At 53.6% G+C, this 24,383-nt stretch carries 23 protein-coding genes; 14 read left to right on the forward strand and 9 right to left on the reverse strand.

Annotated elements, in window-relative coordinates:
- The coding region (locus VEB01_RS21165) for an IS1 family transposase (RefSeq protein WP_414675535.1) at window positions 1-214 on the forward strand (214 nt) is incomplete at its 5' end.
- Here VEB01_RS21165 and nth read toward each other — a convergent pair.
- The 9 genes from nth to dksA all read right to left on the reverse strand — a co-directional run bounded on the left by nth (window position 215) and on the right by dksA (window position 7,701).
- On the reverse strand, window positions 215-871 hold the full coding sequence (gene nth, locus VEB01_RS21170) for an endonuclease III (protein ID WP_324878992.1): 657 nt from the start codon (window positions 869-871) through the stop codon (window positions 215-217). It lies immediately after the preceding gene.
- Window positions 868-1,581, reverse strand: a complete 714-nt coding sequence (locus tag VEB01_RS21175) for an electron transport complex subunit E (protein WP_324878994.1) — start codon at window positions 1,579-1,581, stop codon at window positions 868-870. The genes nth and VEB01_RS21175 overlap by 4 nt, the downstream gene beginning before the upstream one ends.
- Window positions 1,578-2,222: an electron transport complex subunit RsxG gene (gene rsxG, locus VEB01_RS21180; RefSeq protein ID WP_324878996.1), complete on the reverse strand. Its 645-nt coding sequence runs from the start codon at window positions 2,220-2,222 to the stop codon at window positions 1,578-1,580. Before rsxG ends, VEB01_RS21175 begins: the two co-directional genes overlap by 4 nt.
- Window positions 2,219-3,250, reverse strand: coding sequence for an electron transport complex subunit RsxD (rsxD, locus tag VEB01_RS21185; RefSeq protein ID WP_324878997.1), 1,032 nt, complete (start codon window positions 3,248-3,250; stop codon window positions 2,219-2,221). The genes rsxG and rsxD overlap by 4 nt, the downstream gene beginning before the upstream one ends.
- Before the next feature lie 69 nt (window positions 3,251-3,319).
- On the reverse strand, window positions 3,320-5,002 hold the full coding sequence (gene rsxC / locus VEB01_RS21190; protein ID WP_324878998.1) for an electron transport complex subunit RsxC: 1,683 nt from the start codon (window positions 5,000-5,002) through the stop codon (window positions 3,320-3,322).
- A complete protein-coding gene (rsxB, locus tag VEB01_RS21195; protein ID WP_324878999.1) occupies window positions 4,999-5,538 on the reverse strand; it encodes an electron transport complex subunit RsxB in 540 nt (179 codons plus the stop codon). The genes rsxC and rsxB overlap by 4 nt, the downstream gene beginning before the upstream one ends.
- A gap of 13 nt (window positions 5,539-5,551) precedes the next feature.
- The gene (gene rsxA, locus VEB01_RS21200) at window positions 5,552-6,133 is read right to left on the reverse strand and encodes an electron transport complex subunit RsxA (protein ID WP_324879000.1); all 582 of its coding nucleotides are present in this window, start codon (window positions 6,131-6,133) and stop codon (window positions 5,552-5,554) included.
- 150 nt (window positions 6,134-6,283) lie between these two features.
- Complete coding sequence (gluQRS, locus tag VEB01_RS21205) at window positions 6,284-7,237, reverse strand: tRNA glutamyl-Q(34) synthetase GluQRS (protein ID WP_324879002.1); 954 nt, start codon at window positions 7,235-7,237, stop codon at window positions 6,284-6,286.
- A gap of 23 nt (window positions 7,238-7,260) precedes the next feature.
- Window positions 7,261-7,701, reverse strand: a complete 441-nt coding sequence (gene dksA / locus VEB01_RS21210; protein WP_324879003.1) for an RNA polymerase-binding protein DksA — start codon at window positions 7,699-7,701, stop codon at window positions 7,261-7,263.
- A 136-nt stretch (window positions 7,702-7,837) separates the two neighbouring features.
- Between dksA and VEB01_RS21215 the strand changes: the two genes are divergently transcribed.
- From VEB01_RS21215 to VEB01_RS21275, 13 genes are all read left to right on the forward strand, one after another.
- Window positions 7,838-9,001, forward strand: coding sequence for an aminotransferase class I/II-fold pyridoxal phosphate-dependent enzyme (locus VEB01_RS21215; RefSeq protein WP_324879004.1), 1,164 nt, complete (start codon window positions 7,838-7,840; stop codon window positions 8,999-9,001).
- Between the two features lie 267 nt (window positions 9,002-9,268).
- Complete coding sequence (locus tag VEB01_RS21220) at window positions 9,269-9,874, forward strand: XrtA/PEP-CTERM system exopolysaccharide export protein (RefSeq protein ID WP_324879005.1); 606 nt, start codon at window positions 9,269-9,271, stop codon at window positions 9,872-9,874.
- A 26-nt stretch (window positions 9,875-9,900) separates the two neighbouring features.
- Complete coding sequence (locus tag VEB01_RS21225) at window positions 9,901-11,433, forward strand: XrtA system polysaccharide chain length determinant (RefSeq protein ID WP_324879006.1); 1,533 nt, start codon at window positions 9,901-9,903, stop codon at window positions 11,431-11,433.
- Between the two features lie 14 nt (window positions 11,434-11,447).
- Window positions 11,448-12,362: an XrtA-associated tyrosine autokinase gene (locus VEB01_RS21230; protein ID WP_324879008.1), complete on the forward strand. Its 915-nt coding sequence runs from the start codon at window positions 11,448-11,450 to the stop codon at window positions 12,360-12,362.
- Window positions 12,337-14,133, forward strand: a complete 1,797-nt coding sequence (locus VEB01_RS21235; protein WP_324879010.1) for a TIGR03016 family PEP-CTERM system-associated outer membrane protein — start codon at window positions 12,337-12,339, stop codon at window positions 14,131-14,133. The genes VEB01_RS21230 and VEB01_RS21235 overlap by 26 nt, the downstream gene beginning before the upstream one ends.
- A gap of 6 nt (window positions 14,134-14,139) precedes the next feature.
- Window positions 14,140-15,189 (forward strand): XrtA/PEP-CTERM system-associated ATPase, encoded by a 1,050-nt coding sequence (locus tag VEB01_RS21240; protein ID WP_324879012.1) that lies wholly within the window; start codon window positions 14,140-14,142, stop codon window positions 15,187-15,189.
- Between the two features lie 87 nt (window positions 15,190-15,276).
- Window positions 15,277-16,146, forward strand: coding sequence for an XrtA system polysaccharide deacetylase (locus tag VEB01_RS21245; RefSeq protein ID WP_324879014.1), 870 nt, complete (start codon window positions 15,277-15,279; stop codon window positions 16,144-16,146).
- Window positions 16,147-16,169: 23 nt separating this feature from the next.
- Entirely contained in the window at window positions 16,170-17,192 is a 1,023-nt protein-coding gene (locus VEB01_RS21250; RefSeq protein ID WP_324879015.1) for a FemAB family XrtA/PEP-CTERM system-associated protein, read from the forward strand.
- A gap of 21 nt (window positions 17,193-17,213) precedes the next feature.
- On the forward strand, window positions 17,214-18,410 hold the full coding sequence (locus VEB01_RS21255) for a TIGR03087 family PEP-CTERM/XrtA system glycosyltransferase (RefSeq protein ID WP_324879017.1): 1,197 nt from the start codon (window positions 17,214-17,216) through the stop codon (window positions 18,408-18,410).
- Window positions 18,407-19,981 carry an exosortase A gene (gene xrtA / locus VEB01_RS21260; protein ID WP_324879019.1) on the forward strand — a complete coding sequence of 525 codons (1,575 nt, stop codon included), beginning with the start codon at window positions 18,407-18,409 and terminating at the stop codon, window positions 19,979-19,981. The genes VEB01_RS21255 and xrtA overlap by 4 nt, the downstream gene beginning before the upstream one ends.
- A 4-nt stretch (window positions 19,982-19,985) precedes the next feature.
- Window positions 19,986-21,128 (forward strand): TIGR03088 family PEP-CTERM/XrtA system glycosyltransferase, encoded by a 1,143-nt coding sequence (locus VEB01_RS21265; RefSeq protein WP_324879021.1) that lies wholly within the window; start codon window positions 19,986-19,988, stop codon window positions 21,126-21,128.
- Between the two features lie 12 nt (window positions 21,129-21,140).
- Complete coding sequence (locus VEB01_RS21270) at window positions 21,141-23,030, forward strand: XrtA/PEP-CTERM system amidotransferase (RefSeq protein ID WP_324879023.1); 1,890 nt, start codon at window positions 21,141-21,143, stop codon at window positions 23,028-23,030.
- A 22-nt stretch (window positions 23,031-23,052) separates the two neighbouring features.
- Window positions 23,053-24,264: a TIGR04063 family PEP-CTERM/XrtA system glycosyltransferase gene (locus tag VEB01_RS21275; RefSeq protein ID WP_324879025.1), complete on the forward strand. Its 1,212-nt coding sequence runs from the start codon at window positions 23,053-23,055 to the stop codon at window positions 24,262-24,264.
- Window positions 24,265-24,383 lie beyond the last annotated feature (119 nt).

Below are 24,383 nucleotides of genomic sequence, written 5' to 3' on the forward strand. Positions count from 1 at the left end.
ACCATATACCGCGGTGATTCCCGCCGACCAACACCACGCTGGCCCGAAACGGGACGGGCAAACCGCTCATGTCGAACGCGGGAACAACACCGTGCGCCAGCGGTCGGCGCGCTATACCCGAAAAACCCTGGCGTTCTCCAAGTCAACCCGGATGCACGAAGCTTGCTTGGTTCTGTTCCTCCATCGCTACAATCTGGACCAGATCATTCTTTAGTTACTCACTACCCGAAAAGGATTCGGGTCGAGTTTTGTCCGGGTATTCGCAAAGGTCGGCGATTGGGCAGATGGGGCATTTCGGCTTGCGGGCGACGCAGGTATAGCGGCCGTGCAGAATGAGAAGGTGATGGGCATCTTTGAGATAAGCTTTGGGAATGGAGCGCTCTAGTTTTTTTTCCACCTCCAATACCGTTTTGCCAGGCGCGAGCCGAGTTCGATTGGCGACTCGGAAGATGTGGGTATCCACGGCGATGGTATGCTGGCCGAAAGCGGTGTTGAGCATGACATTGGCGGTTTTACGGCCGACGCCCGGCAGAGCCTCTAATTCTTCCCGGGTTTGCGGCACTATGCCGTCGTGTTTTTCGATCAGTAACCGGCAAAGCCCGATGATGTTTTTGGCCTTGCCGCGGTACAGGTTAATGGTGTTGATATATTCCTTCAGCCCTTCTTCGCCCAGGGCGAATATGCCCTCGGGCGTATTGGCAACCGGAAATAGCTTGGCGGTGGCCTTATTGACGCCTTTATCGGTGGCTTGCGCCGACAGCACCACAGCAATCAGCAGCTCGAACGGCGTTGAGTAATTAAGCTCGGTCGTTGGTTCTGGGATAGCAGCGGCTAGACGTTCGAAAATCTGTCTGCGCTTTTCGGCGTTCATGATTCATGGACGGGAGATTTGTGGAGTGAGTCGGTTTGAACGGGAGCTGTCTTGCTCATGGCTTTTTTCTTCGCACGGGCGTCGATGACGTTTTTCACCGCGATCAAAAGACCGAGGCCGATGAAGGCGCCAGGTGGAAGAATCGCCAGCAGAAAACCGTCGTAGTCACTGAAAATCGGTAAAGTCCAGTTCTTAGCGATTTCGCCGAACATCAAATCCGCCCGGTTCAGCACGGCACCGGTTCCGATCGCCTCGCGGAGGGCGCCGAGCATGACCAGCGCGAAAGTGAATCCCAGCCCCACAAACAAACCGTCCACAAACGCACGGTCAACCGGGTTCTTGGACGCGAAGGCTTCGGCACGCCCAATGATGGCGCAGTTGGTGACGATCAGCGGAATGAAGATGCCGAGAATCTTATGGAGATCGTGGAAGAAGGCGTTCATCAACAGCTCGATGACGGTGACGTTGGAGGCGATGATGAGCACGAACACCGGCAACCGTATCTCGCTCGCGACGTGATTGCGGATCAGCGAGACAATGACGTTGGAAAAGACCAGCGCCACGGTGGTGGCCAGACCGAGCCCCAGGCTGTTGATCACCGAATTGCTGACCGCCAGTAACGGGCATAATCCCAAAAGCGCGACGAAAGCTTGATTGTTGTGCCAGAGGCCGTCGCGGACGATTTTTCGGTATTTGGATAGATCGATCATGGATTCGGTCCTACGGAGCTTCCCGACTCTTGGTCAAACAGCCGGTCTCTGTTCCGGTTGAAGAAGGTTAGGGTCTTGTATACGGCTTTGACCACCGCGCGGGGTGTAATCGTCGCTCCGGTGAACTGGTCGAAGTCGCCGCCGTCCCGTTTGACTTTCCAGCGGGATTCGGGAGGATTGTCCAGCGAGCGGCCATCGAAGCCAAAAATCCAGTCGGATTTGTCCGTATCGATAGGATCGCCGAGTCCCGGCGTTTCGCGATGGCTGATAACCCGAACGCCTCTCAGCGAACCGTCCGTACGGACGGCCACTAATAATTTGATAGTGCCGTTGTAGCCGTCCGGAGCAATGGGGGAAAGAACAGCCGCTACCGGTTTGCCGTTTTTTCGTGCTCGATAAACGGTAACCGGCTTGTCGGTGCCCAGCGTGAGGTCACTAACCGTTATGGTGTCGGCGAGGATGTCGTTGTCGAACCAGTCAGCCGGAACCAAAGATTCCAAGGTATGCCGTAAAACGGCCTGTTCGTTGGACTCGATGCGATCCTCCGTCCCATGATGTACCAGGGCCACCAACCCCATGCCGATAACGGCAAACAATCCAAGCGCAGCGGCAGCGTTGATGATGGATTTAGGCAGGTTCATTTGGCGTGTCCATAGACCCGCGGTCGGGTGTAATGATCGATGGTGGGAGCGGCCAGATTCAATAGCAGGACCGCAAAGGCGACACCGTCCGGATAGCCGCCCCAGGAGCGGATGACGAATACCAGTAGGCCGATCAACGCACCGTAAATCAGTCGTCCACGCGGAGTGGTCGAGGCGCTGACGGGGTCGGTGGCAATGAAGAAGGCTCCCAGCATGGCGGCTCCGCTGAAGCACTGGAACAGTGGCGTGGGGTAGAGCGCCGGGTCGATCAGGAAAAAGAGCATTGCGACGGCGAAGAGGGCGGCTAGAAAACCGACCGGAATTTGCCAGGCAATGACGCCACGTTTAAGCATCCATAGCCCGCCCAGGAGAAAGCCGAAATTGACCCATTGCCAGCCTCTGCCGCCTATTCCCGAAAATAGGCCGCCGGTTTGAATTTCGTCCAATAACCGGTTCAGTCCGAGCTGGGTTTTGATCGTGTCGAGCGGCGTCGCCACGGTCAGGGCATCGAAAGTCAGGTTCGACGGCAGCGTGCGGCTGAAGATCGCATTCCAGGCATCGGCAAAATTCAGCGCCGAAGCGCTGAGTTCCTTAGGTGGAAGCCAGGCGGTCATGTGCTGGGGAAAAGAGATCAGGAGCACGGCGTAACCGACCATCGCCGGGTTGAAGGGGTTGTATCCCAATCCGCCGTAAAGGTGTTTGCCGATGACGATCGCGAAGAGCGTCCCGAAGGCCGTGAGCCACCAAGGCGCCAAAGGGGGCAGCGAAACGGCCAGCAGCACGGCAGTAAGGGCGGCGCTGTAATCCTTGAGCGCCGGCGTGATGGGGCGTCGGCGCAAAGACAGCATGGCGGCTTCACCCAATTCCGCCGCGATTAGGGCAATGATGCACTGCACGAGCACCCCGGCGCCGAATTGCCATACCAGGGCCGCCAAGCCCGGTATTAGGGCGGCGAGCACCTCCAGCATGATACGGTTGACGCTGCTGACGGGCGCAAGATACGGCGCTTGGGCGGTCGGAAAACGCATGATGGAGAATGTTGGATGATTGGTGTTTTTTAGTTGGCCGGTTTGGGGGGCGAACTCAGAAATGCCGAGTTAATCGATTTCCGACGGAATCGGTTGAGCCTTGGAGATCTGGTCACCAGACTGCTTTTCGGCGTGACCAGCGTCGACTGAGATGTCGCGGCTCTCGGCATCGGTTGCCGGCGATATTGCTTTTTCCTTGTCATCATCGATCGGTTCGCTATTTCCGCTTGGCGGTGCCGTTTTTTCAGCACGACGGAGTTTGGCGCGTTCGATGGCTTCAAGGATTTCCGGCGCCTTTCCGGTTACCAAGGTTTCTTTCTTTCGCCTCGCGCTTTCCGCGCGCTCACGTTTCTCCTGTTCCTTCCGCGATTGTCGTAATTCGAACCGCAGGCGGGCATGATCCGCCTTTTCGCGCTCGCGCCGCTTGGCCACGGCTTTGCCTTTGGCGGCACGGAAATGTTGCACGAGCGGAATGTGGCTCGGGCACACATAATCGCAACAGCCGCATTCGATGCAATCGAATAAGTTGTAATCCAGCGCGCGTTCGATTTGTTCCGAGCGGCTGTACCAGTAAAGCTGCTGCGGCAGCAAGCTCACGGGGCACGCCTCGGCGCAGGCACCGCAACGGATGCAGGGTAGGGATTGTTTTTCGCCGATCAGTTCGTTTCGGCCGGCAACCAGTAGGCAGTTGGCCGATTTAGTCAATGGCAGATCGTCGGTCGGCACGCCGAAGCCCATCATCGGGCCGCCCAGAACGAGCCGCTCGGCTTCGTTCGTGTACCCCCCGCATTGATGGATTAGATCGGCCAAGGGCGTGCCGATCCGGGCCAAGACATTCTGTGGCTGTTTTACGCCACGGCCGGTTACCGTCACGATACGGGAAATCAAAGGAATACCGCGAATGACGGCATTGTAAACGGCGGCGGCCGTTCCCACGTTCTGGCAGACTACGCCGATGTCGGCCGGAATGCCGCGCATCGGCACCTCGCGGCCGGTCAGTATGCTAATCAACTGTTTCTCGCCGCCTGTAGGGTAAATGGCCGGAACGCGCACGAGTTGAATGGTCTCGAAGCCTTCGCGTTCTTTGGCTCTCTCCAGCGCGGCCAGCGCTTCCGGCATATCGTCTTCCACCGCCAAGAGGCAGCGCTCCGCCTGCAGAATATGGAGGAGGATTTTGGCGCCATTCAGCACGTCCGCGGGATAATGGCTGAGGAGGCTGTCGTCGCAAGTGATATAGGGCTCGCATTCCGCGCCGTTCAAGATCAACGTGTCCACCTTGCGGTGGTCGCCCGGCGCTACCTTGATCGAGGTGGGAAAAGCGGCTCCGCCAAGACCGACGATGCCCGCTTCGTAGATGCCCCGGCGCAATTCATCGGGGGAGCACTGCCGGTAATCCGCCACGCCGGTGAATTCCATGGCGACATCGTCGCCGTCGGTATCGATCACGATGCACAATCCGGATAAACCGGACGGGTGGGGCAGAGGCAGGTCTTCGATAGTCCGGACGATGCCGGAACTGGAGGCGTGGATCGGCGGGGTGAACGGATTATCGTCGCGAGCAATGACCTGGCCTTTGAGAACCCGGTCACCCGGCGCGACAATCGGTTGAGAATCTTCTCCATTGCGTTGCTGCAATGGAAAAATCAATCTTTCCGGAATACGAGCGATTGCGAGAGGGGCTACGGAGGATTCCCGCTTGTGCCCGTCCAGATGCAGGCCGCCATGAAAATTCCAGAGTTTGAGTAGGTTCACTGGCCTAGCGCCTTGGGTTCGGGCCATCGCCAGGTGGCCAGGGTTTCTTTAATGGGCTCCATGCGGATGCAATCCACCGGACATGGCGCCACGCACAGCTCGCAACCCGTGCACTCGGACTCGATGACGGTGTGCATAAGCTTGGGTGCTCCGAGGATGGCGTCTACGGGGCAGGCCTGAATGCACAAGGTACAGCCGATGCATTTGCTTTCATCGATGATGGCAGCGGACTTGGGTTTTTCGATGCCGTGTTCGGCGCTTAACGGCTTCGGCTCGACGCCCAGCAAATCGGCCAAGGCGATAACGCCTTCCTCGCCGCCGGGGGGGCACTGGTTGATGTCCGCATCGCCCCGCGCGATCGCCTCAGCGTACGGGCGGCAACCGGGAAACCCACATTGTCCGCATTGCGTTTGCGGCAGAACGGCATCGATTTTATCGACTAATGGATCGCCCTCGACTCTGAAGCGTCGGGCGGAATAGCCGAGGATCAATCCAAATAAAGCAAATAATGCGCAAACGACGAATACGGCCAACATGGGTAAGACCGGATCAACCTTTGACGAGGCCGGTAAATCCCATGAAAGCCATGGAAATCAGACCGGCGGTAACCAAGGCGATAGCGTTGCCGCGGAAGGGTAAAGGGACGTCGGCCACTTCTATCCGTTCGCGGACAGCGGCGAACAGAACCAAAACCAAAGTAAAGCCGAGAGCTGCTCCAAAGCCATACAAAAACGATTCGATGAATCCGTGCTGGGATTGGACGTTCAGCAGCGCGACGCCAAGCACCGCGCAGTTGGTGGTGATGAGCGGCAGAAAGATACCCAGCACCTGGTAGAGCAACGGACTCGTCTTGCGTACGACCATCTCAGTGAATTGCACGACCACGGCGATGACGACGATGAAGACGATGGTGCGGAGATATTCCAATCCTAGAGGGACCAGCAGATATTCATTGGCGAGATAGCTGCTCACCGAGGACAGGGTCAATACGAACGTGGTCGCCAACCCCATGCCCATCGCGGTTTCAAGTTTTTTCGATACGCCCATGAAGGGGCAAAGCCCGAGAAACTTGACCAGGACGAAGTTATTGACCAGGGTCGTGCCGACCAGGATGAGCAGGTAATCCTTCATTAAGGAAAAATCGGGGAAGCGGGTCGTGGTTTGGAGGACGGAATTTTAAAGAAAAGCAATGGCTTGTCAAACCGTTAATCCGACTAAAATACTTTGTTTTTGTGTGGAGTCAACCACCGTAGATTTCCGAGTAAGTGGCGAGGTCATTATTTATGCTTTGTAAGAGTAGCCCACCATTAAGTTCACGGGGATGGCGCGCAGGGCCGATAATCGGGAAATGTCCCAGCTTCGGATTGCCCAATCAAGGACTTCTTCCGTTGTGGCCGACTGCAAATCCTGAGGCGGATTTTGATTTAGGAGAGTCAATAGACCAACCAAGGTAAACGAAGGATTTTGCCCGTCTACGGGATCGGCGTATGTCTGTTTGCTGAGTTTGAGACCCGTTTGATCTAGGAGAACCGGAACATGCGCGTATATCGGAGTGGGCAAGCCAAGCAGTCGCTGCAAATAAATTTGCCGGGGAGTGGAATCCAGCAAATCGACGCCCCGAACCACTTCGGTAATGCCTTGTTCGTAATCGTCAAGCACAGTTGCCAAGTGGTAGGCGTATACGCGGTCGCGGCGGAGAACGATGAAGTCCCCGATTTCCTTTTCGAGGTCTTGTGCCAGCGGTCCTTGGAGCAAGTCCTCAAACGCTATGGATGAATCTTCGGTTATGACGCGAAGGGCGTGAGGATCGGTCAGTCGCGTCTTTTTGTTCCGGCAGAATCCAGGGTAAATCGATGTTTCCGCATTTCCATCGGACAACGCGGCGAGATCTTTGCGGGAGCAGATGCAAGCATAAAGAAGCTTTTGAGTATCGAGCAGGTCAAGTGCCGATCGATAGGCGTCGAAGCGCTCGCTTTGGCGTAGTACCGAGCCGTCCCAATGCAAGCCGAAAGCTTCGAGGGTGTGAAGAATGCTATCCGTTGAAGCGGGAACTGTGCGGAACGGGTCAAGGTCGTCGATCCTTAAACACCATTCGCCTTGTTGCGATTTAGCTTGGAGAAAACTGGCCAGAGCGGTGTAGAGCGAACCTAGGTGCAGGGGGCCGGTCGGCGATGGCGCGAAACGGCCCCGGTACTTTGGCTTAGAAGACGAGGTGGGGAATGGAGTGTCGTTCAAGTCCGAACGTGGATGGACCTAGGTTAGCTGACTTGCTTTTCCCGGATTTCATCCAGAGTCTTGCAGTCGATGCATTGGGTTGCCGTCGGCCGTGCCTCGAGGCGCCGAAGACCGATTTCGACACCACAGGTTTCACAGTAACCGTAATCGCCGCGCTCAAGATTTTCCAAGGATTCTTCGATTTTCTTGATGAGCTTCCGTTCCCGGTCGCGGGTACGCAGTTCCAGGCTGAACTCGGATTCCTGCGTCGCTCGGTCGTTCGGGTCCGGGAAATTGGCTGCTTCGTCCTGCATGTGATGCACCGTGCGATCGACTTCCTTCATGAGTTCCGCCTTCCAATTCTGTAGAATGCGGCGGAAGTGTTCAACTTGAGCCTCATTCATGTATTCTTCGCCCTCCTTAATTGGATAAGGCGTGAAGCTGAAAGGCGTCGCATGATTATCGGCTTTTTGGGCGCTGGACATCCGTAAACTCCTAAACCAAGTTCAAAAACCGAATATTACTAGCAGACAAATCGCCGTTCTGCAAGATTGTCTAAGCCCTGCTGAAGCGGGCGTAACATTGCTTCCGGCCTACCTTTAAAGCTTTACGGATGCAAAAATGATTATTTCGGATCGTATGGCCGGTATACAGCCGTTTTTCGTGATGGAAGTCTTGTCTCGCGCCAAGGCTCTGGAGCGTCAGGGGCGGGATGTCATTCACATGGAGATCGGCGAGCCGGATTTTCCGACCCCGCCGTTAGTCATCCGGCACGCGACCGAATTCATGCAGCGCGGAGAAATAAAGTATACGCCGGCCGCTGGGTTGCCTGAACTTCGGGAGGCAATATCGGAATATTACCGTGACCGCTACGGCGTCCGTATCGCGAGTGAGCGGATCTTCATCACTCCCGGCGCCTCCGGCGGTTTTTTATTGGCCATGGGGTTGCTGCTCAACGAAGGTGACAAGGTTCTGCTGGCGGACCCGGGCTATCCGTGCTATTCGAATTTCGCTCGCCTTTTCGGCGGTATTCCTTCCTTAGTCCCCGTCGACGCGTCAACACGCTTTCATCTCAATTCAGAGATGCTTTCCGCCTGCTGGGACAGTCGAACGAAAGGGGCTGTGATTGCATCACCTTCAAATCCCGCGGGTGCGGTGCTGCAACCGGAGGAGTTGAAGAGGCTTGTCAACGAATTGGAGCAAAAATCGGCCTTTTTGATAGCAGACGAGATTTACCACGGGCTGGAATATGACAAACCTTCACCGACGGCTCTAACGTTTTCGGACCGGGTTTTCGTGGTTAATAGCTTCTCGAAGTATTTTGGCATGACGGGCTGGCGGGTCGGCTGGCTTGCGGTACCCGCTAACTATATCGACGATGCCGAAAAACTCGCACAGAACATTTTTATTTCTGCGCCCGCTCCCTCACAATATGCCGCCTTGGCATCGTTTACGGAAGCAAACCTACAAGAATTGGAACGGCGACGGCTTGTTTTTCAGGAAAGAAGAGATTTTCTTTGTGAAAATTTGCAGAAAATCGGGTTTTCAGTAAACGCCGTCCCGAATGGTGCATTTTATGTCTATGCGGAGTGCTCTCGATTTACATCAAATAGTCTCGACTTCGCCTTGAATTTGTTGGAGGAAACCGGCGTGGCGGTGACTCCAGGTAAGGATTTCGGTAAAAACCTGCCTGAGAGACATCTTCGGTTTTCCTATGCAGTCACTTTTGATCGGTTAGCGGAGGCGATAACTCGTATAAGACGATTTGTTCAGTGCCGATCCTGATTGTCCGATTTGGGAGCACAAGAGCTATGCTAGACTTCGTAATTGCTGCTTGAGTCGGCACTGATGGGGTGTGACGCCGCATTGCGGAAGCGGGAAGCCAGGCTTTGGCGCTAACATGGAGCCTGACGTTCCGCATAATTGCATCCTTTAAATCAAAACTAATGAGTGCTATCTGGGTTTTGCAGGGTCAGGATTTCGGCCGGCTTTGTTTCACCCCGGGTTTCCTAAGCCGCCGTCTTTATAGAAAGCTAATTGGGGATAGGTATTATGCGTCGTGTTAAGTATCGAGCCGTGTGCGGAGTTGTATTCTGCCTCTCGTTTCTCGTGGGATGTGCTCCGCTTGCTCCAAATGTGGATCCACCCTCGGAATATACTTACATTATTGGACCCGGCGATAGTATCGAGATGTTTGTATGGGGAAATCCTGAGGTATCTCGAACCGTACCGGTTCGGCCGGATGGGAAAATCAGCGCGCCCTTGGTCGAGGAACTACCCGCATCGGGTAAAACCCCTTTTCAGCTTGCGCGCGATATCGAAAAAGAATTGACGAAATACATTCGCAATCCATTAGTAACGGTAATTGTGAGTGGTTTTGTCGGTCCCTATAGTGAGCAAGTTCGAGTTGTCGGGCAAGCTACAAAACCCCAGGCTGTTCCTTACAAAGAAAATATGTCTCTGCTTGACTTAATGATTGTAGTGGGCGGGGTTACGGATTATGCGGCGGGAAATCGAGCTTCGATCGTGAGAACGGTGAATGGCGTAAAGCAGCAACTAAGGGTTCGCATTGATGATCTGCTCGAGGACGGCGATATTACGGCTAATGTAAATATTCTGCCTGGAGATGTTTTAATTATTCCGGAAGCTTATTTCTAAACCCGTTTTGCGTAGGGCCGCCTTCCATGCATGAACTAATTACCGAAATTCTCACTTATATCCAAAGCGCGACTCGCTACAAATGGTTTTCTATAATTTTGGTATGGGTAATTAGTCTTGCCGGCTGGGTTTTTGTTGCACAAATGCCTGATAAGTACCAGGCGAGCGCGCGGGTGCATGTAGATACTCGCTCCGTTCTGCGTCCTCTGCTTTCAGGGTTGGCAATTCAACCGGATGTTTCCGGTCAGGTCCGTCTGATGTCCAAACTAATGTTCAGTCGTCCCAACCTCGAGAAAGTAGCTCGGATGACCGACTTGGATTTGGGCGCTAAGGACGAAGGGTCCATGGAAAAATTAGTCGGTCGCCTGCAATCGTCAATGAGCATCGCGGGTGGGGAAAATAATTTGTTTACGATCAGTGCGGAAGATCAGAATCCAGCGACGGCCAAGAAGGTCGTTCAAGCGCTTTTAACTATTTTTGTCGAACAAACGCTGGGAGAGTCCCGGGAAGATTCGAACTCCGCGCAGAAATTTCTAGATCAGCAGTTAAAGGAATACGAGGCGCGCTTACAGGCAGCGGAGAAAGCAAGAGAGGATTTTAAACGAACCAATTATGGATTGCTGCCGGAACAGGGTGGCGACCTTTATGGGCAGCTTAACACTCTCGCCGGGCAACTCGAACAGGCCAAAATGGCTCTGCAAGAGGCTGTTAACCGTCGCGACGAGATGCAGCGGCAGTTGAACGATGAGGAACCGACGTTCATGGACTCCGGTGCCCAAGCTGAAAATCCTTTAGATACGCGCATTCAAGCGTTGCAAGCCCGATTGGACGAATTATTGCTTAAATATACGAAAGGGCACCCTGAAGTCATAGCGGCTAAAAAGAGTATTGCCGAGTTGGAAAAGAAGAAGGAGGAGGCTGCCGCCTCTGGAAAAGGGGCCGGCAGCGGCGGCGAGGCAAATCCTGTTTTTCAACAAAAGAAAATTGCGCTTGGTGAGGCGGATGCCAATGTGGCCTCCTTGAACTCGCGAGTAAAAATTTTCGAGGAAAAAATAGAAAATCTCAAGAAGCAAATGGACGAGCGTCTGAAGGTGGAAACTCGGTTGCAAGGACTGAATAGGGACTACTCTGCGATCAAAGAAAATTATGATGCACTCCTTCAGCGGCGGGAAACAGCGAGAATGTCGGAGAGCGTAGAGCAAAATACTGATAGCGTTAAATTCAAAATTGTCGATCCGCCTCAAGTACCTATGAAGCCGTCCGCTCCCAAGCGAATTCTTTTGTCTACAGGGGTTTTTGTGGGGAGTATTGTTGTAGGTGTTGGGTTGGCAGTATTTTTGGCGCTTCTCCGCCCTGCGTTTACCACGATGAATAAGCTTCGCGAAGTTACGGGATTACCGGTACTTGGTAGTGTTTCCATGAATTGGATTCCGCAAATCAAAGAGCGGAAGTGGCGGGAGTTCTTGGCTTTCACGGCTACTTTCGCCATGTTACTGGTGGTGTTCATCGGGGTAATTGTATTGGAGGTTAAAGGGTATCATCTTCCGTCCTTTATCTAGTCGGAGTCAGTCGCGTGAGCATCATTGAAAAGGCACTTGATAAGGCACTAGAGCTCGAACAGTCTTCGACTCATAAAAAGGCCGATCAACAAGATTTTTTAGAAAAAGCGGCGAAGCTTGAAGCTGCCGCGCCGAGCCCCGAGCCAGCCGTTGAAGACGCTGAGGCCAAGAAAATACATCCGATCAATTGGAGCAGCCTCCAGGCAAAAGGCATGCTCGGGCCCGAAATGGCATACAGTCAGTTAGCGGAGGAGTATCGCTTGATCAAGCGCCCGCTTTTGATGAACGCATTCCCGGATGGGGATAACGGCATTGATCGTGCGAATTTGATTCTCGTTACTAGCAGTGTTCCCGGCGAGGGAAAGACCTTTACCGCCGTGAATTTGGCCCTCAGTATAGCCATGGAGCGGGATAAAACTGTGCTGTTGGTAGATGCCGATGTGGCGAAACCCTCGATAGCGGAATTGCTGGGGATTTCGGCGAAGACGGGATTGATAGACTTGCTTCAGGATAAAACGATCCGCTTTTCCGACATCCTCGTTAAAACGGATATTCCGAATCTCACGTTGTTACCGGCAGGCAAGTTGGATAAACATTCCACCGAGTTTCTGGCCAGCGACGCGATGAAACGGCTAGCCAATGAGTTATCTGCGCGTTATCCGGATCGTGTGGTTATTTTCGACTCCCCTCCTTTGTTGGCTGCCAGTCAAGGCTCTGTTTTAGCCACCCTGGTTGGGCAAATCGTCCTGGTGATCGAGTCGGAATCGACCCCACAATACATTGTCCAGGAAGCCATTTCCAAATTAGAGTCCTGCGAGGTCATTGGCTGCGTATTAAACAAGACCAAGAAGGGATTTGGGTTCAGATATTACGGCTATGGGTACGGTTACGGATATGGATCTTATGGTCAGCAAAGAGCGGAAGGCTGATCCTCTTGACGCTTCGTCCGTGCCGAATATCAGAAAGATTAGTCAGAGCCTATCTGCTCTTTCTTTTTTGTTGTCTCTATCGCCGGTGTATGCGGTTGATTGGCGCGTAGAGCCAAGTCTAACCGTACGGGAGATATATTCTGACAACATCAATTTGGGTGGCGGCGCACAACAGCCTAACGGTTCTTTGAGACGGAACGGCGATGATGCATTCGTGACCGAGTTAAGTCCTGGCGTATCGGTCAGGCGCCAAGGGCGGAATAAATTTAACTTGGATTATCGAATGCAGAATTTATTCTACGCTGGAACGGACATAGATCCACGAATCAATAACCAACTTCAAATGAGTTCGACTACCGAAATTTGGGATGATGCGGTATTCGTCGATTCTACAAGTTCGATCGCACAGTACAACAATACAAACACGGGCCGCTTTGCGCTCGACAACGTATCACAAACTGGCAATACCACTGAATACCGAACTTTTCGGATAAGCCCCTATTGGAAGCCGCACTTAGGCGGTTACGCGGAGGGCATTGTCCGGGTCGGGTACAGCAACGTCGGCGGTGGAAACTTCGATTCGAATATCTTGGAGGAAAGCATCGATTTGCATAGCGGCAACTGGTTCGACACGCTTACCTGGCGCGCTAATTTTTATAACCAAGATAACAAGCGTGATAACGGTACCGGAGGAGTTGGCGGTACCGATGACGTGAAATTTCAAAACTACAATGGTGAGTTGAGATACCGGCTGTCCAGGGAGTTCAGTCCCTTTATCCAGGGGGGGCATTTCGAAAATGAATTTTTGGGCCAAACGAGCGCTGCGAGCGCTCAAAACGGTAGTTATTGGACCGCGGGACTGGCTTGGACGCCCAGCCCGAAATTGATCGTCCAGGGCGGAATAGGTAGTAACAATCACTTCTTGTCTTTAGGATGGAATCCGAGCAAGAGAACTACGCTGCAAGTCACCTACCGGGAAAGTGACGTGGGTGGTGCTAATGGAGGAGGTTTCGGCGGCGGAGGAGCCTATGGCGGTGGCTTTACCGGTGGAGGCTATGGCGGAAGCGACTTCGGTGGAGGTTCGTTCGGTGGTGGCTTTAGCGGAGGTGGACTTGACAGAGGCTCCTTCGGTGGAGGTTATGACGGAGGAGGCGTCGGACAGTTGGGGGGATTTAACGCCGGAACGACTTGGGACGCTCTGCTCAGTCACAGGACCCGCCGAACGCACTGGAACGCAAGCTACACGGTTAGCACCACGACCATTCAGCAGGTTCTGCTGGATCAGCAGGTGTTCGTATTGAATGATCCATTCGGTAATCCGATCGTGAGTCCGGTTACCAATCAGCCATTCTTATTGGCCATCAACCAACCTATTTTGACCAATGAGGTCATCACTCGAAAACGGGGGCAAGCGTCTGTTTCCGGTCGTACTGCCAAGAACACGGTAACCTTGACGGGCTATCAGGAAAATCGAAGCTTCCAATTTTCAGGTGATCAAGACGTACTCGGGCTGACCGCATCATGGAGTTGGCGATTCACGGCCCGAACCCACTCATTCTTGAATTTCACATGGCAGGCAATCGACAGCCAGAGCATCACCTTGGGTAATTCCGATAACAAGTTCATGACCGTGTCATTGGCGTTGAACCGAAACATTTGGACAGACTTGATAGGCTCTTTGGAGTTGCGGCACACGCAGCAGGATTCGAATCGATCAGAAAATGAATACGACGAGAATCGGGTAACCGCCAGTTTAAATATGAGGTTCTGATCCTTCATGTACGATGCGTTTTACAATCTGAAAAAGAAGCCTTTCCAGCTCAATCCCGATCCCGAATTTTTCTACAACAGCGCGGTTCATAAACGAGCTTTGGCGTATTTACGCTACGGCTTGGCGCAAGGTGAAGGATTCGTCGTCGTAACCGGAGAGCCGGGTACGGGAAAGACGATGCTGGTAAAGGAGTTATTCGGCACGCTCCGGAATGAAAATACCGTTGCCGGCCTCATGGTTACTTCCCAAGTCGGAGCCGAGGATACTCTGCGCATCATAGCCGCCACTTTCGGTCTTTCTTACGATGGAGATGCGAAGGCGGTCTTACTTAAGAATCTGGAAGAATTTTTTAAGCTTAAGGCTAGAGAGGGAAAGCGAGTCTTATTGGTCGTCGATGAAGCGCAGAATCTTCCGGTTCAGTCTTTGGAAGAGCTGCGTATGCTGCTTAATTTCGAGTTGGAAGGGCGATCGATCTTTCAAGTATTCCTGCTGGGGCAGGATGAGCTACGATCAACCGTGCAGGGCTCCAAAATGGAGCAGGTACGGCAGCGAATAACTGCTATGTACCATTTGCGACCATTGGAAAGCGAGGAAACTAAGGAGTATATCGTTCATCGCCTGACAACGGCAGGCTGGGCACACGATCCGGAATTCACTAAAGAGGCATTTGAAGAAGTCTATCGGCACACCGCAGGCGTTCCACGAATAATCAATACGCTATGCGATCGCCTTTTATTGTACGGATACTTGGAGGAACTTCACGTACTGGACCTGGAGGCAGTCCGCTTGGTGATAAAGGAGATGGAGCAGGATACCGTCCGAGTTAAGCCCCCATCTCGCCAAGAACTGACTAATGTTGAGACGCCAATGTATCCGATCGACTCGGAAGGTGCGGTTCCGATCGCCGGGAGTTTGGAGGAGAGGGTAGTTCAACTCGAGAATTTGGTTCTTGCTTTGCGGAAAACAGTACAGAAGGAACGCGCTTTGTTGAGGAAGGCCATTCTCTTGCAGCTCGATATGGATGAGGCTTATAGCGAACCGGTTGACGAAGTGTAGAGAGAAGCAAGATTGGCATAAAAGCTTCTACTGTGAATTAAAAATTACTACTCAATAAACGCTGGTCGGATGACTTAGGGGACATTCTTGGGTACTCCAACACTTGCTGCCAATCCCATTGTCAATGCGATGACAGTGGATGTCGAAGACTATTTCCATGTGTCGGCATTTGAGCCCTATATTGGAAGGGATAAATGGGATGAATTGCCCTGCCGCGTTGAAAGGAACACCGACCGAATACTTCAGCTCTTTGCCGAATCGGGGGTGCGTGCTACTTTTTTTATGCTGGGATGGGTGGCCGAACGTTACCCGGTGCTCGTCAAGCGGATAGTGAATGCCGGTCACGAACTGGCCTGCCACGGCTATAGCCACGTGCGAGTGACTCGACAAACTCCCGATGAGTTCCGGGAAGATGTTTTACGGGCCAAGCATTTACTCGAAGATCTCGGCGGAGTTCGCGTCCTTGGATATCGTGCAGCCAGCTATTCGATCGGTTCTAAAAACCTCTGGGCTTTACAGGTTCTGGAAGACTCCGGATTCGGCTACAGCTCCAGCATTTATCCCGTAAAACACGATTTATATGGCATGCCGGAGGCGCCTCGTTTCATGTTCCGGCCTTGTAAGCCCGACGGTTTGCTGGAAATTCCCGTAACTACGGTTGAGTTAGGCAATAAGAAATTACCGTGCGGCGGCGGAGGCTATTTCAGGTTGCTGCCCTATCAGGTTTCTCGCTGGGCCATTGATCGGGTGAATCGGAAAGACCAACAATCAAGCGTCTTTTATTTCCACCCATGGGAAATCGACCCGGATCAACCGAGACAGCAAGGCATCAGTCTTAAAACGCGGTTTCGCCATTATTTGAATCTTTCTCGGACCGAATTACGCTTGCGCCGTCTTTTACAGGACTTCCGCTGGAACACGATGGCTAAGGTGTTTTTGTCTCCGAACCACAATTAATCCGGATCGAAACGTTTCAATACATGGAAATTAAGCGATTAGACGGCGGTCGTAAGTCCGATTGGGATGCTTTCGTAACCGAATGCGCCGAAGCGAGCTTTTTTCATCGAGCCGGGTGGCAGGAGGTGATCGAACGGGCTTTCGGCCACGAAACGCATTATCTCTTTGCGGAAGAGGGGGGGCGGATAGTCGGAGTATTGCCGCTCGGTCACGTCAAGAGCTTGTTGTTCGGCAATGCGCTGATATCGAATCCATTCTGTGTATATGGCGGCGCTGCTACGGAAACCGATGCGGCTCGCACTGCGTTGGAGCGGGCGGCCTGCGAGCTGGCACATCAGCTAGGCGTCGATTATCTGGAGCTTCGTAACGTCAGATCGACTGGATCGGGGCGGCCGACCAAATCACTTTATGTCACATTCCGCAAAACACTCGATCCCGATCCCGAAAAAAATCTCGCCACGGTCCCGCGCAAACAACGCGCTATGATTCGGAAGGGCATTGCGGCGGGGTTGAGCAGCGTCATCGATTCCGGTGTGGACCGGTTTTTTGGCGCCTATGCCGAGAGCGTCCGCAATCTCGGAACACCGGTATTTTCAAAACACTATTTCGCGATCCTGAAAGAAGTATTCGGCGAGTCCTGTGAAATTCTAAGCGTCGAGCATCAAGGGCGCGTAATCGCCAGCGTGATGAGTTTTTATTTTCGTGATGAAGTGCTCCCGTATTACGGCGGAGGAACCGACGAAGCCAGGGAACTAAAGGGTAACGATTTCATGTATTGGGAGGTCATGCGGCGGGCGGCGGAAAACGGCGTGCGGGTGTTCGACTACGGTAGAAGCAAAGAAGGTACCGGCTCCTACCGGTTCAAAACCCATTGGGGATTCGAGCCCGAGCCACTGGCTTACGAGTACGAGCTGGTGAAAGCAAAAGCGGTGCCCGAGATAAATCCGCTTAACCCGAAATACCGGTACTTTATCGCTGCTTGGCAGCGTCTGCCTTTACCGGTCAGCAATCTGGTAGGGCCTTGGATTTCCCGCAACCTCGGCTAGACGCAGAACTACGCGCCACTCATGAAGGAGATCTTGTTCCTCGCTCACAGGATTCCCTACCCGCCCAATAAAGGGGACAAAATACGGTCCTTTAATTTACTGAAGTATTTATCGGGGACTTATCGCATTCATCTCGGTGCTTTCGTAGATGACTCGAACGATTGGCGTTATGCGTCTGACGTAAAGAGATTTTGCGGGGAAACTTGCCTGCTTCCACTGCATCCGGGACGCGCCAAGCTCAAGAGTCTTAAGGGACTATTGGCGAGACTTCCTTTGACTGTGCCTTATTACGCCGACGCTCGTATGAGCAGTTGGGTAAACCGCATTGTGAATGAGCGCCCCATACATGCCGTTTTAGTGTTTTCGTCTGCAATGGCTCAATACGTGGCGGGGTTTGACTCGCTGCCGCGGATCATAGATTACGTTGACGTCGATTCCGACAAATGGCGGCAGTATGCGGCCAAAAAGTCATGGCCGATGAGTTGGATTTATCGGCGGGAAGCCGAGTATTTGGCTCGCTACGACCGCAATATCGCGAATTCTTTTAACTATTCCCTTTTCGTGTCGGAAAACGAAGCGAGCTTATTTAAAGGTCTTGCCCCTGAGGTGAAAGACCGGATTTTAGGTATCGAAAACGGCGTCGATACGACTTACTTTTCGGACGAAGCAGACTGTCCCAACCCTTATTCGACGGATGAGGATGTCATGGTATTTACCGGAGCTATGGATTATTGGGCCAATGTCGAAGCCGTTACTTGGTTTGCACATGGCGTATTTCCGGAAATACGCCGCCAGATGAAGTTCGTGCGTTTCTGTATTGTCGGCGCGCGCCCTACCGAGGTGGTCCGGAACCTTGCTCGCATCGAGGGTATTACGGTAACCGGGGCGGTTAAAGATGTTCGGCCTTTCCTGAAGCATGCTCGTTGTGCGGTTGCACCTCTGAGAATCGCGCGGGGAATTCAGAACAAGGTGCTGGAGGCCATGGCGATGGGCAAATCCATCGTGTCCACGAAGGCGGCGATTGAAGGCATTGAAATCAAAAGCCCTCTGGATCTTCTTGTTGCGGAGACTGCCAGTGAATGGGTGGACATTGGTTTGCAGGCACTTCGCACTGATTCGCTGCCGCTTAAGTCCGAGAGAAATAGGGAGTTTGTAGTGCGGCGGTACGGTTGGGAGAACAGTCTTCGCCGTTTGGGGGCCTTGCTGGATACCGTATGAAAACAAGTTGCGAGCTATCGTCGGGCGCGGCGGATAAGAACATGCGGGATACGTCCGCTGGCTGGCATGCTGCCTTGGGGTTGACGATCCTATCGGTTCTGGCGCTACTGGGCCTCTACCACTCGACCTTATTGTCGATGGTCGCGATTTGGTGGCGTTCGGAGACTTTCGCGCACGGCTTCGTTATCTTTCCGATCAGCATTTGGCTTATCTGGCGTCGCCGGCTGCAGGTGGCTCGGCTTTCGCCGCGGCCCGACTATCGTGCGTTACCGCTGCTGTTTTTTCTCGGAGCGGCATGGCTTGTGGCTCACGCTGCGGACGTTGTGGTGGGCGAGCAGCTTGCTTTCATCGGGATGGTTCCGCTGCTCTGCTGGTTGATGCTCGGCTGGCCTGTGTTCAGCGAATTGGCATTTCCCTTGGGCTTTCTTCTGTTTTCCGTGCCTATCGGTGAATTTCTGATTCCGCCCATGATGGATTTTACGGCGGATTTTACGGTGAAGATGCTGCAAATTACCGGGATTCCAGTTTACCGGGAAGGAACGTTTTTCAGCATTCCCAGCGGTGATTGGTCGGTCGTAGAGGGATGTAGCGGCCTGCGCTATCTCATTGCTTCGGTCACATTGGGATGCCTTTATGCCTATCTGACTTATCGCTCTCAAATTCGGAGATTGGTTTTTGTCATCTTGGCGCTTGTTTTTCCGGTGGTCGCCAACGGTCTTCGTGCGTATATGATTGTCATGATCGCCCATTTGAGCGGAATGAAGCTGGCTCTCGGGGTGGATCATTTTATCTACGGGTGGGTATTTTTCGGAGCGGTAATGTTGCTGATGTTCTGGATTGGCTCGTTTTGGAGCGAACCCGAGCAGGAAGGTATCAATCCGTCTCCGGTAAGTGGCGGGGCACAGACCGATCGACGCAGCATAAGCAAACTCATAAAGAGTGCCGGTATCGCGTTAGCCCTTTCCGCGCTTTGGCCCGTGCGGGCAGCTTATATCGAGTCGCTAGTGGCGGAGCGGAATACTCCGGTTCAGTTGCTGGTGCCGCAGCCCACGGGTCATTGGCAGTCCATAAAGTTTCTGACGGATTGGGAGCCTTTCTATGTGGGAGCGGATGCCGAGGTTAGCGCGTTTTTCGGTGACAGCTCCAGTAGGATCGGTTTGTACCTCATGTACTATCGCGGCCAAGAACAGGATGCGGAACTCATTAATTCCCAAAACATCTTGATTCGCCAAAAGCATCCGGTATGGAAGATGCCGGAAGAGAAGCCGGTCGAGATTCAGTTGAATGGTATTCCCGTCACGGTCTGGCAAGGGCGTCTTAATTCGCCCGGCCAAAACCTGTTGACCTGGCGCTGGAACTGGGTATCGGGGCGCTATACGGCAAACGACTATCTTGGGAAACTGCTTGAAGCCAAAGACAAACTGTTGGGAACGATTCGAGACGGCGCGGCGATAATCGTCGTTACGGAATACGACGAAAATATCGAGGAAGCTTCGCAGGCGCTTCAGCGTTTCATCGATGCGATGTTGCCGTCGTTGGAGCAAAGCCTAAGACAGGCGGCCGAGTCGTAGACCGATGACTTCGCCGCTGGTCGCGCATATCATCTATCGCCTTGGTGTCGGCGGCCTGGAAAACGGGCTGGTGAATTTGATCAACCGGACCCCGCCGGACCGGTATCGGCATGCTGTCATTTGTCTCAGAGATTCGACCGATTTCAGATCGCGGCTCAAAAAAGAGGTTCCGGTTTACGAGCTGCACCGTCGGGAGGGTCAGGATTTTGCGGTTCACGCGCGGCTCTACAAACTGCTGCGTCAACTCAAGCCCGCCATTGTCCACACCCGCAACCTGGCCGCCTTGGAATGTCAAATGGCCGCCTGGTTGGCGGGCATTCCCCGGCGGGCGCATGGCGAGCACGGATGGGATGTTTTCGATCCGGAGGGGAGCAATCGGAAATACCAGTGGTTGCGCCGGTTTTTCAGGCTGCTTGTGCATCGTTATATTCCGCTATCGCGCCATCTGGAACTCTATCTTCGAAAGAAAATTGACGTTCCGGAAGACAGAATCACCCGCATTTGCAATGGCGTCGATACGGCAGTATTTCATCCGGCTCCTGATGGCAAGCGTCGGATAGAAGGATGTCCTTTCCTGGATCGGGAAGAGAAAATCATCATCGGCACAGTAGGTCGCATGCACGGTGTTAAAGACCAGATTACGCTGGCGAACGCCTTTCTGCACCTGATCGATCGCCGCCCTGATTTTCGGGAAAGAGTGCGCCTGGTGCTGGTGGGTGACGGCCCACTGCGCGCTGAGGTTCGTCATCTGTTGGAGGAAGCCGGTATGGGGCACCTGGTCTGGATGCCGGGCGAGCGTTCGGATATCGCCGATATATTGCGCGGGCTGGATATCTTCGTGCTCCCGTCGCAAGCCGAAGGCATATCGAACACGATCCTGGAGGCTATGGCTACGGGTCTCCCGTTGGTCGCAACCGACGTGGGCGGCAATCCGGAATTGGTGGTGGACGGCGTCACGGGAATTTTGGTGCCGAAAGAAAATCCCGAGGCCATGGCGACGGCTTTGGCAACTTATCTGGATGATCGGGAAATGGTTTTGGCTCATGGTCGGGCAGGGCTCAAGAGGGCGAAAGAGTCATTTAGTCTAGACGGTATGGTTGATCGTTATCTTGACGTTTATGACGAGTTATTAAGCACGAGGCATTGAGGAACAAACACTATGTGTGGAATCGTTGGCATTTTCGACAGGTTCGGGCGGAAAGAGATTGACCGCGATCTGCTCGGGCGGATGAACGAAAGCCAGCACCATCGAGGCCCAGATGAAGGCGGCTTGCATACCGAGCCGGGGCTGGGATTCGGGCACCGGCGCCTTTCTATTATCGACCTCTCGAGCGGTCAGCAGCCGCTGTTCAATAAAGACAAAACCGTTGTCGTTACCTATAACGGCGAGATTTACAATTTCCGCGAGATTCGACGCGATCTCGAAGCTCTGGGTTTCGAATTTCAAACCCACTGCGATACCGAAGTCATCGTGTATGCCTGGGAAGCGTGGGGGGAGTCCTGCGTTGATCGGTTTCGCGGCATGTTTGCGTTCGCAATTTGGGATCGTCCGCGAGAAATCCTATTCCTGGCTCGTGACCGGTTGGGGGTGAAGCCTTTGTACTACGCCGATCTCCCGAACGGGCAGTTTATTTTCGGATCGGAATTAAAGGCTCTGTTGCAACATCCGAAGGTTCCGCGCGAGATCGATCCTACCGCAGTGGAAGATTATTTCGCCTATGGATATGTCCCCGATCCCAAAAGTATATTTTCGGGTGTTCGTAAACTGGCTCCCGGGTTCCGGCTAAGGCTCAAGCGCGGTGAACCGGAGTGTGTCCCCAATTGCTACTGGGATGTGCCGTTTGCAGTAGATACCGGGATTACGGAGCAGCAGGCGCAGGAGGAACTCATCGAGCGCTTGCGCGAGGCCGTCCGTATACGTTTGGTAGCCGATGTGCCGTTGGGCGCGTTTCTGTCGGGCGGCGTCGATTCGAGCGCCGTAGTAGCGATGATGGCCAGTCTGTCCGGCGACCCGGTCAACACCTGTTCCATTTCGTTCGGGGATCCGGCATTCGATGAGACCCGGTACGCGGCAATGGTGGCGGAACGCTATCATACGGGACATCGGGTTGAGCGAGTCGATCCGGACGATTTCTCGCTCGTCGACCGGCTCGCGGATCTGTACGACGAGCCGTACGCGGACAGCTCGGCCTTACCGACTTATCGGGTGTGCGAGTTGGCGCGGAAAGAAGTTACCGTGGCGTTGTCCGGAGATGGCGGTGACGAAAATCTGGCCGGTTACCGGCGCTATCGCTGGCATGTGTACGAAGAGCGCATCCGTTCGTTACTGCCCCTGAGCGTTCGGCGCCCGCTATTCGGGTTGCTCGGCCATGTTTATCCCAAGGTCGACTGGGCGCCCAAAATTTTTCGGGCCAAGTCCACTTTCGAAGCCTTAGCCCGCGATTCCGTCGAAGGTTATTTTCACAGTGTCTCGATTTTGCCCGACAACTTAAGAGAAGGGATCTTTAGCTCGGCATTCCGGCGTAATCTACAAGGCTATAGCGCCGTAGATGTCTTGCATCGTTTTGCGGAAAATGCTCCGAGCCGGCATCCGCTGTCGTTGGTGCAATACCTGGATATGAAGACCTATCTTCCCGGCGATATTCTCACCAAGGTCGATCGCGCGAGTATGGCCCACGCCTTGGAAGTGCGTGTTCCCTTGTTGGATCACAAGTTAGTGGAATGGATTTCCGGATTGCCGCCGGAAGTCAAGTTACGGGGGCAGGCGGGGAAATATCTGTTTAAGAAGTCTCTGGAGCCGTATTTGCCCAACGATACCCTTTATCGTCCGAAAATGGGTTTCGCTGTGCCTTTGGCGAATTGGTTCAGAGGACCCCTCAAACAGAAAGTGAGGGATGCCGTCATGGGCTCGAATCTGGCGGAATCCGGAGTCTTCAATATGGATTTTCTCAAGACGATGCTCGACCAGCACCAAGCGGGGCTTCGCGATCACAGTGCCGGATTATGGTCGCTCCTGATGTACGAATCTTTTTTACGCCGTCATGCATAATTGAGGACGATAGCCGACCACTATGCGTATTCTTCACATCCTCGACCATTCCATACCCTTGCATAGCGGCTATACCTTTCGTACGCGCGCCATTCTCGAGCAGCAGCGTGCTTTGGGATTCGAAACGTTTCATATCACCTCCGCCAAACACAAAGCTTCGGATGTGCTCGTCGAAGAAGTGGACGGCTTTCGGTTTTTTCGAACGCCCCAGCCGATCGGCTGGTATGCCCGTTTACCTTTACTTGATCAGTTCGCGGTGGTAGACGGCCTTGCGAAGCGATTGGGTGATGTCGTTGAAGAGGTGAAACCCGATATTTTGCACGCCCATTCGCCGGCTTTGAATGGCCTCGCCGCATTACGCGTCGCACAGTGGTACTCGTTGCCCGTGGTGTATGAATGCCGGGCATTTTGGGAGGATGCCGCCGTAGATCACGGGACAAGTCGGGAAGGAGGGCCTCGCTACAGGGCGACGCGCGCCCTGGAAACCTATGTGTTCAGGGGAGCGCACGCAATCACTACGATTTGCGAGGGCTTGCGCCAGGACATCATTCAAAGGGGCATTCCGGACGATAAGATAACTGTCATCCCGAACGCGGTTGACGTTAATCGTTTCCAATTCGGGGGCATGCCCGATCAAGATCTTCGTGAAGAATTGAGCCTCACCGGAAAGACGGTATTAGGGTTTATCGGGTCCTTTTATGCCTATGAAGGGCTACCGTTACTTCTCGAAGCCATGCCGGAGATGCTGCAAAAAAAACCGGAGCTTCGTCTGCTCTTGGTCGGAGGTGGTCCGCAAGAGTCGCATCTCATGGAAATCGCGAAGAAACTCAGAGTAGAAGACAGAATCCTTTTTGTCGGGCGTGTGCCACACGATAAGGTTCAGAGATATTACGACCAGGTCGATATCTTTGTTTATCCCCGTTATTCGATCCGGTTGACCGAGTTGGTTACTCCCCTTAAGCCGCTCGAAGCGATGGCCCAAGGGCGTTTGGTGGTCGCCTCCGATGTCGGAGGGCACAAGGAACTCATCAAGAACCGAGAAACCGGGTGGCTGTTCAAGGCAGGTGACGTTCCAGACTTGGCCCATAAGATTTTAGATATCCTCGATCACCCAGAGACTTGGTCGGCAGTCAAAGAGGCGGGGCGGCGGTTTGTGGAGCAGCAGCGGAATTGGGCAGGGAGTGTCGGGCGTTATGTGAATGTTTATCAGCCCTTGCTTCAAGGCAAACCGTAGCAGTGGACTTTTGGGCTAAAGACCAGACGACGTAAAAGGCTTCACAACAGCGATCTTTATAAACCAGGAGGCCGGTTTCGCGCCAAGCGTCTATGTCGAGACAATCGGGCATGCGCACC

Origin of the sequence: Methylocaldum sp., assembly GCF_035627495.1 — a bacterium.
Taxonomy (GTDB): Bacteria; Pseudomonadota; Gammaproteobacteria; order Methylococcales; family Methylococcaceae; genus Methylocaldum.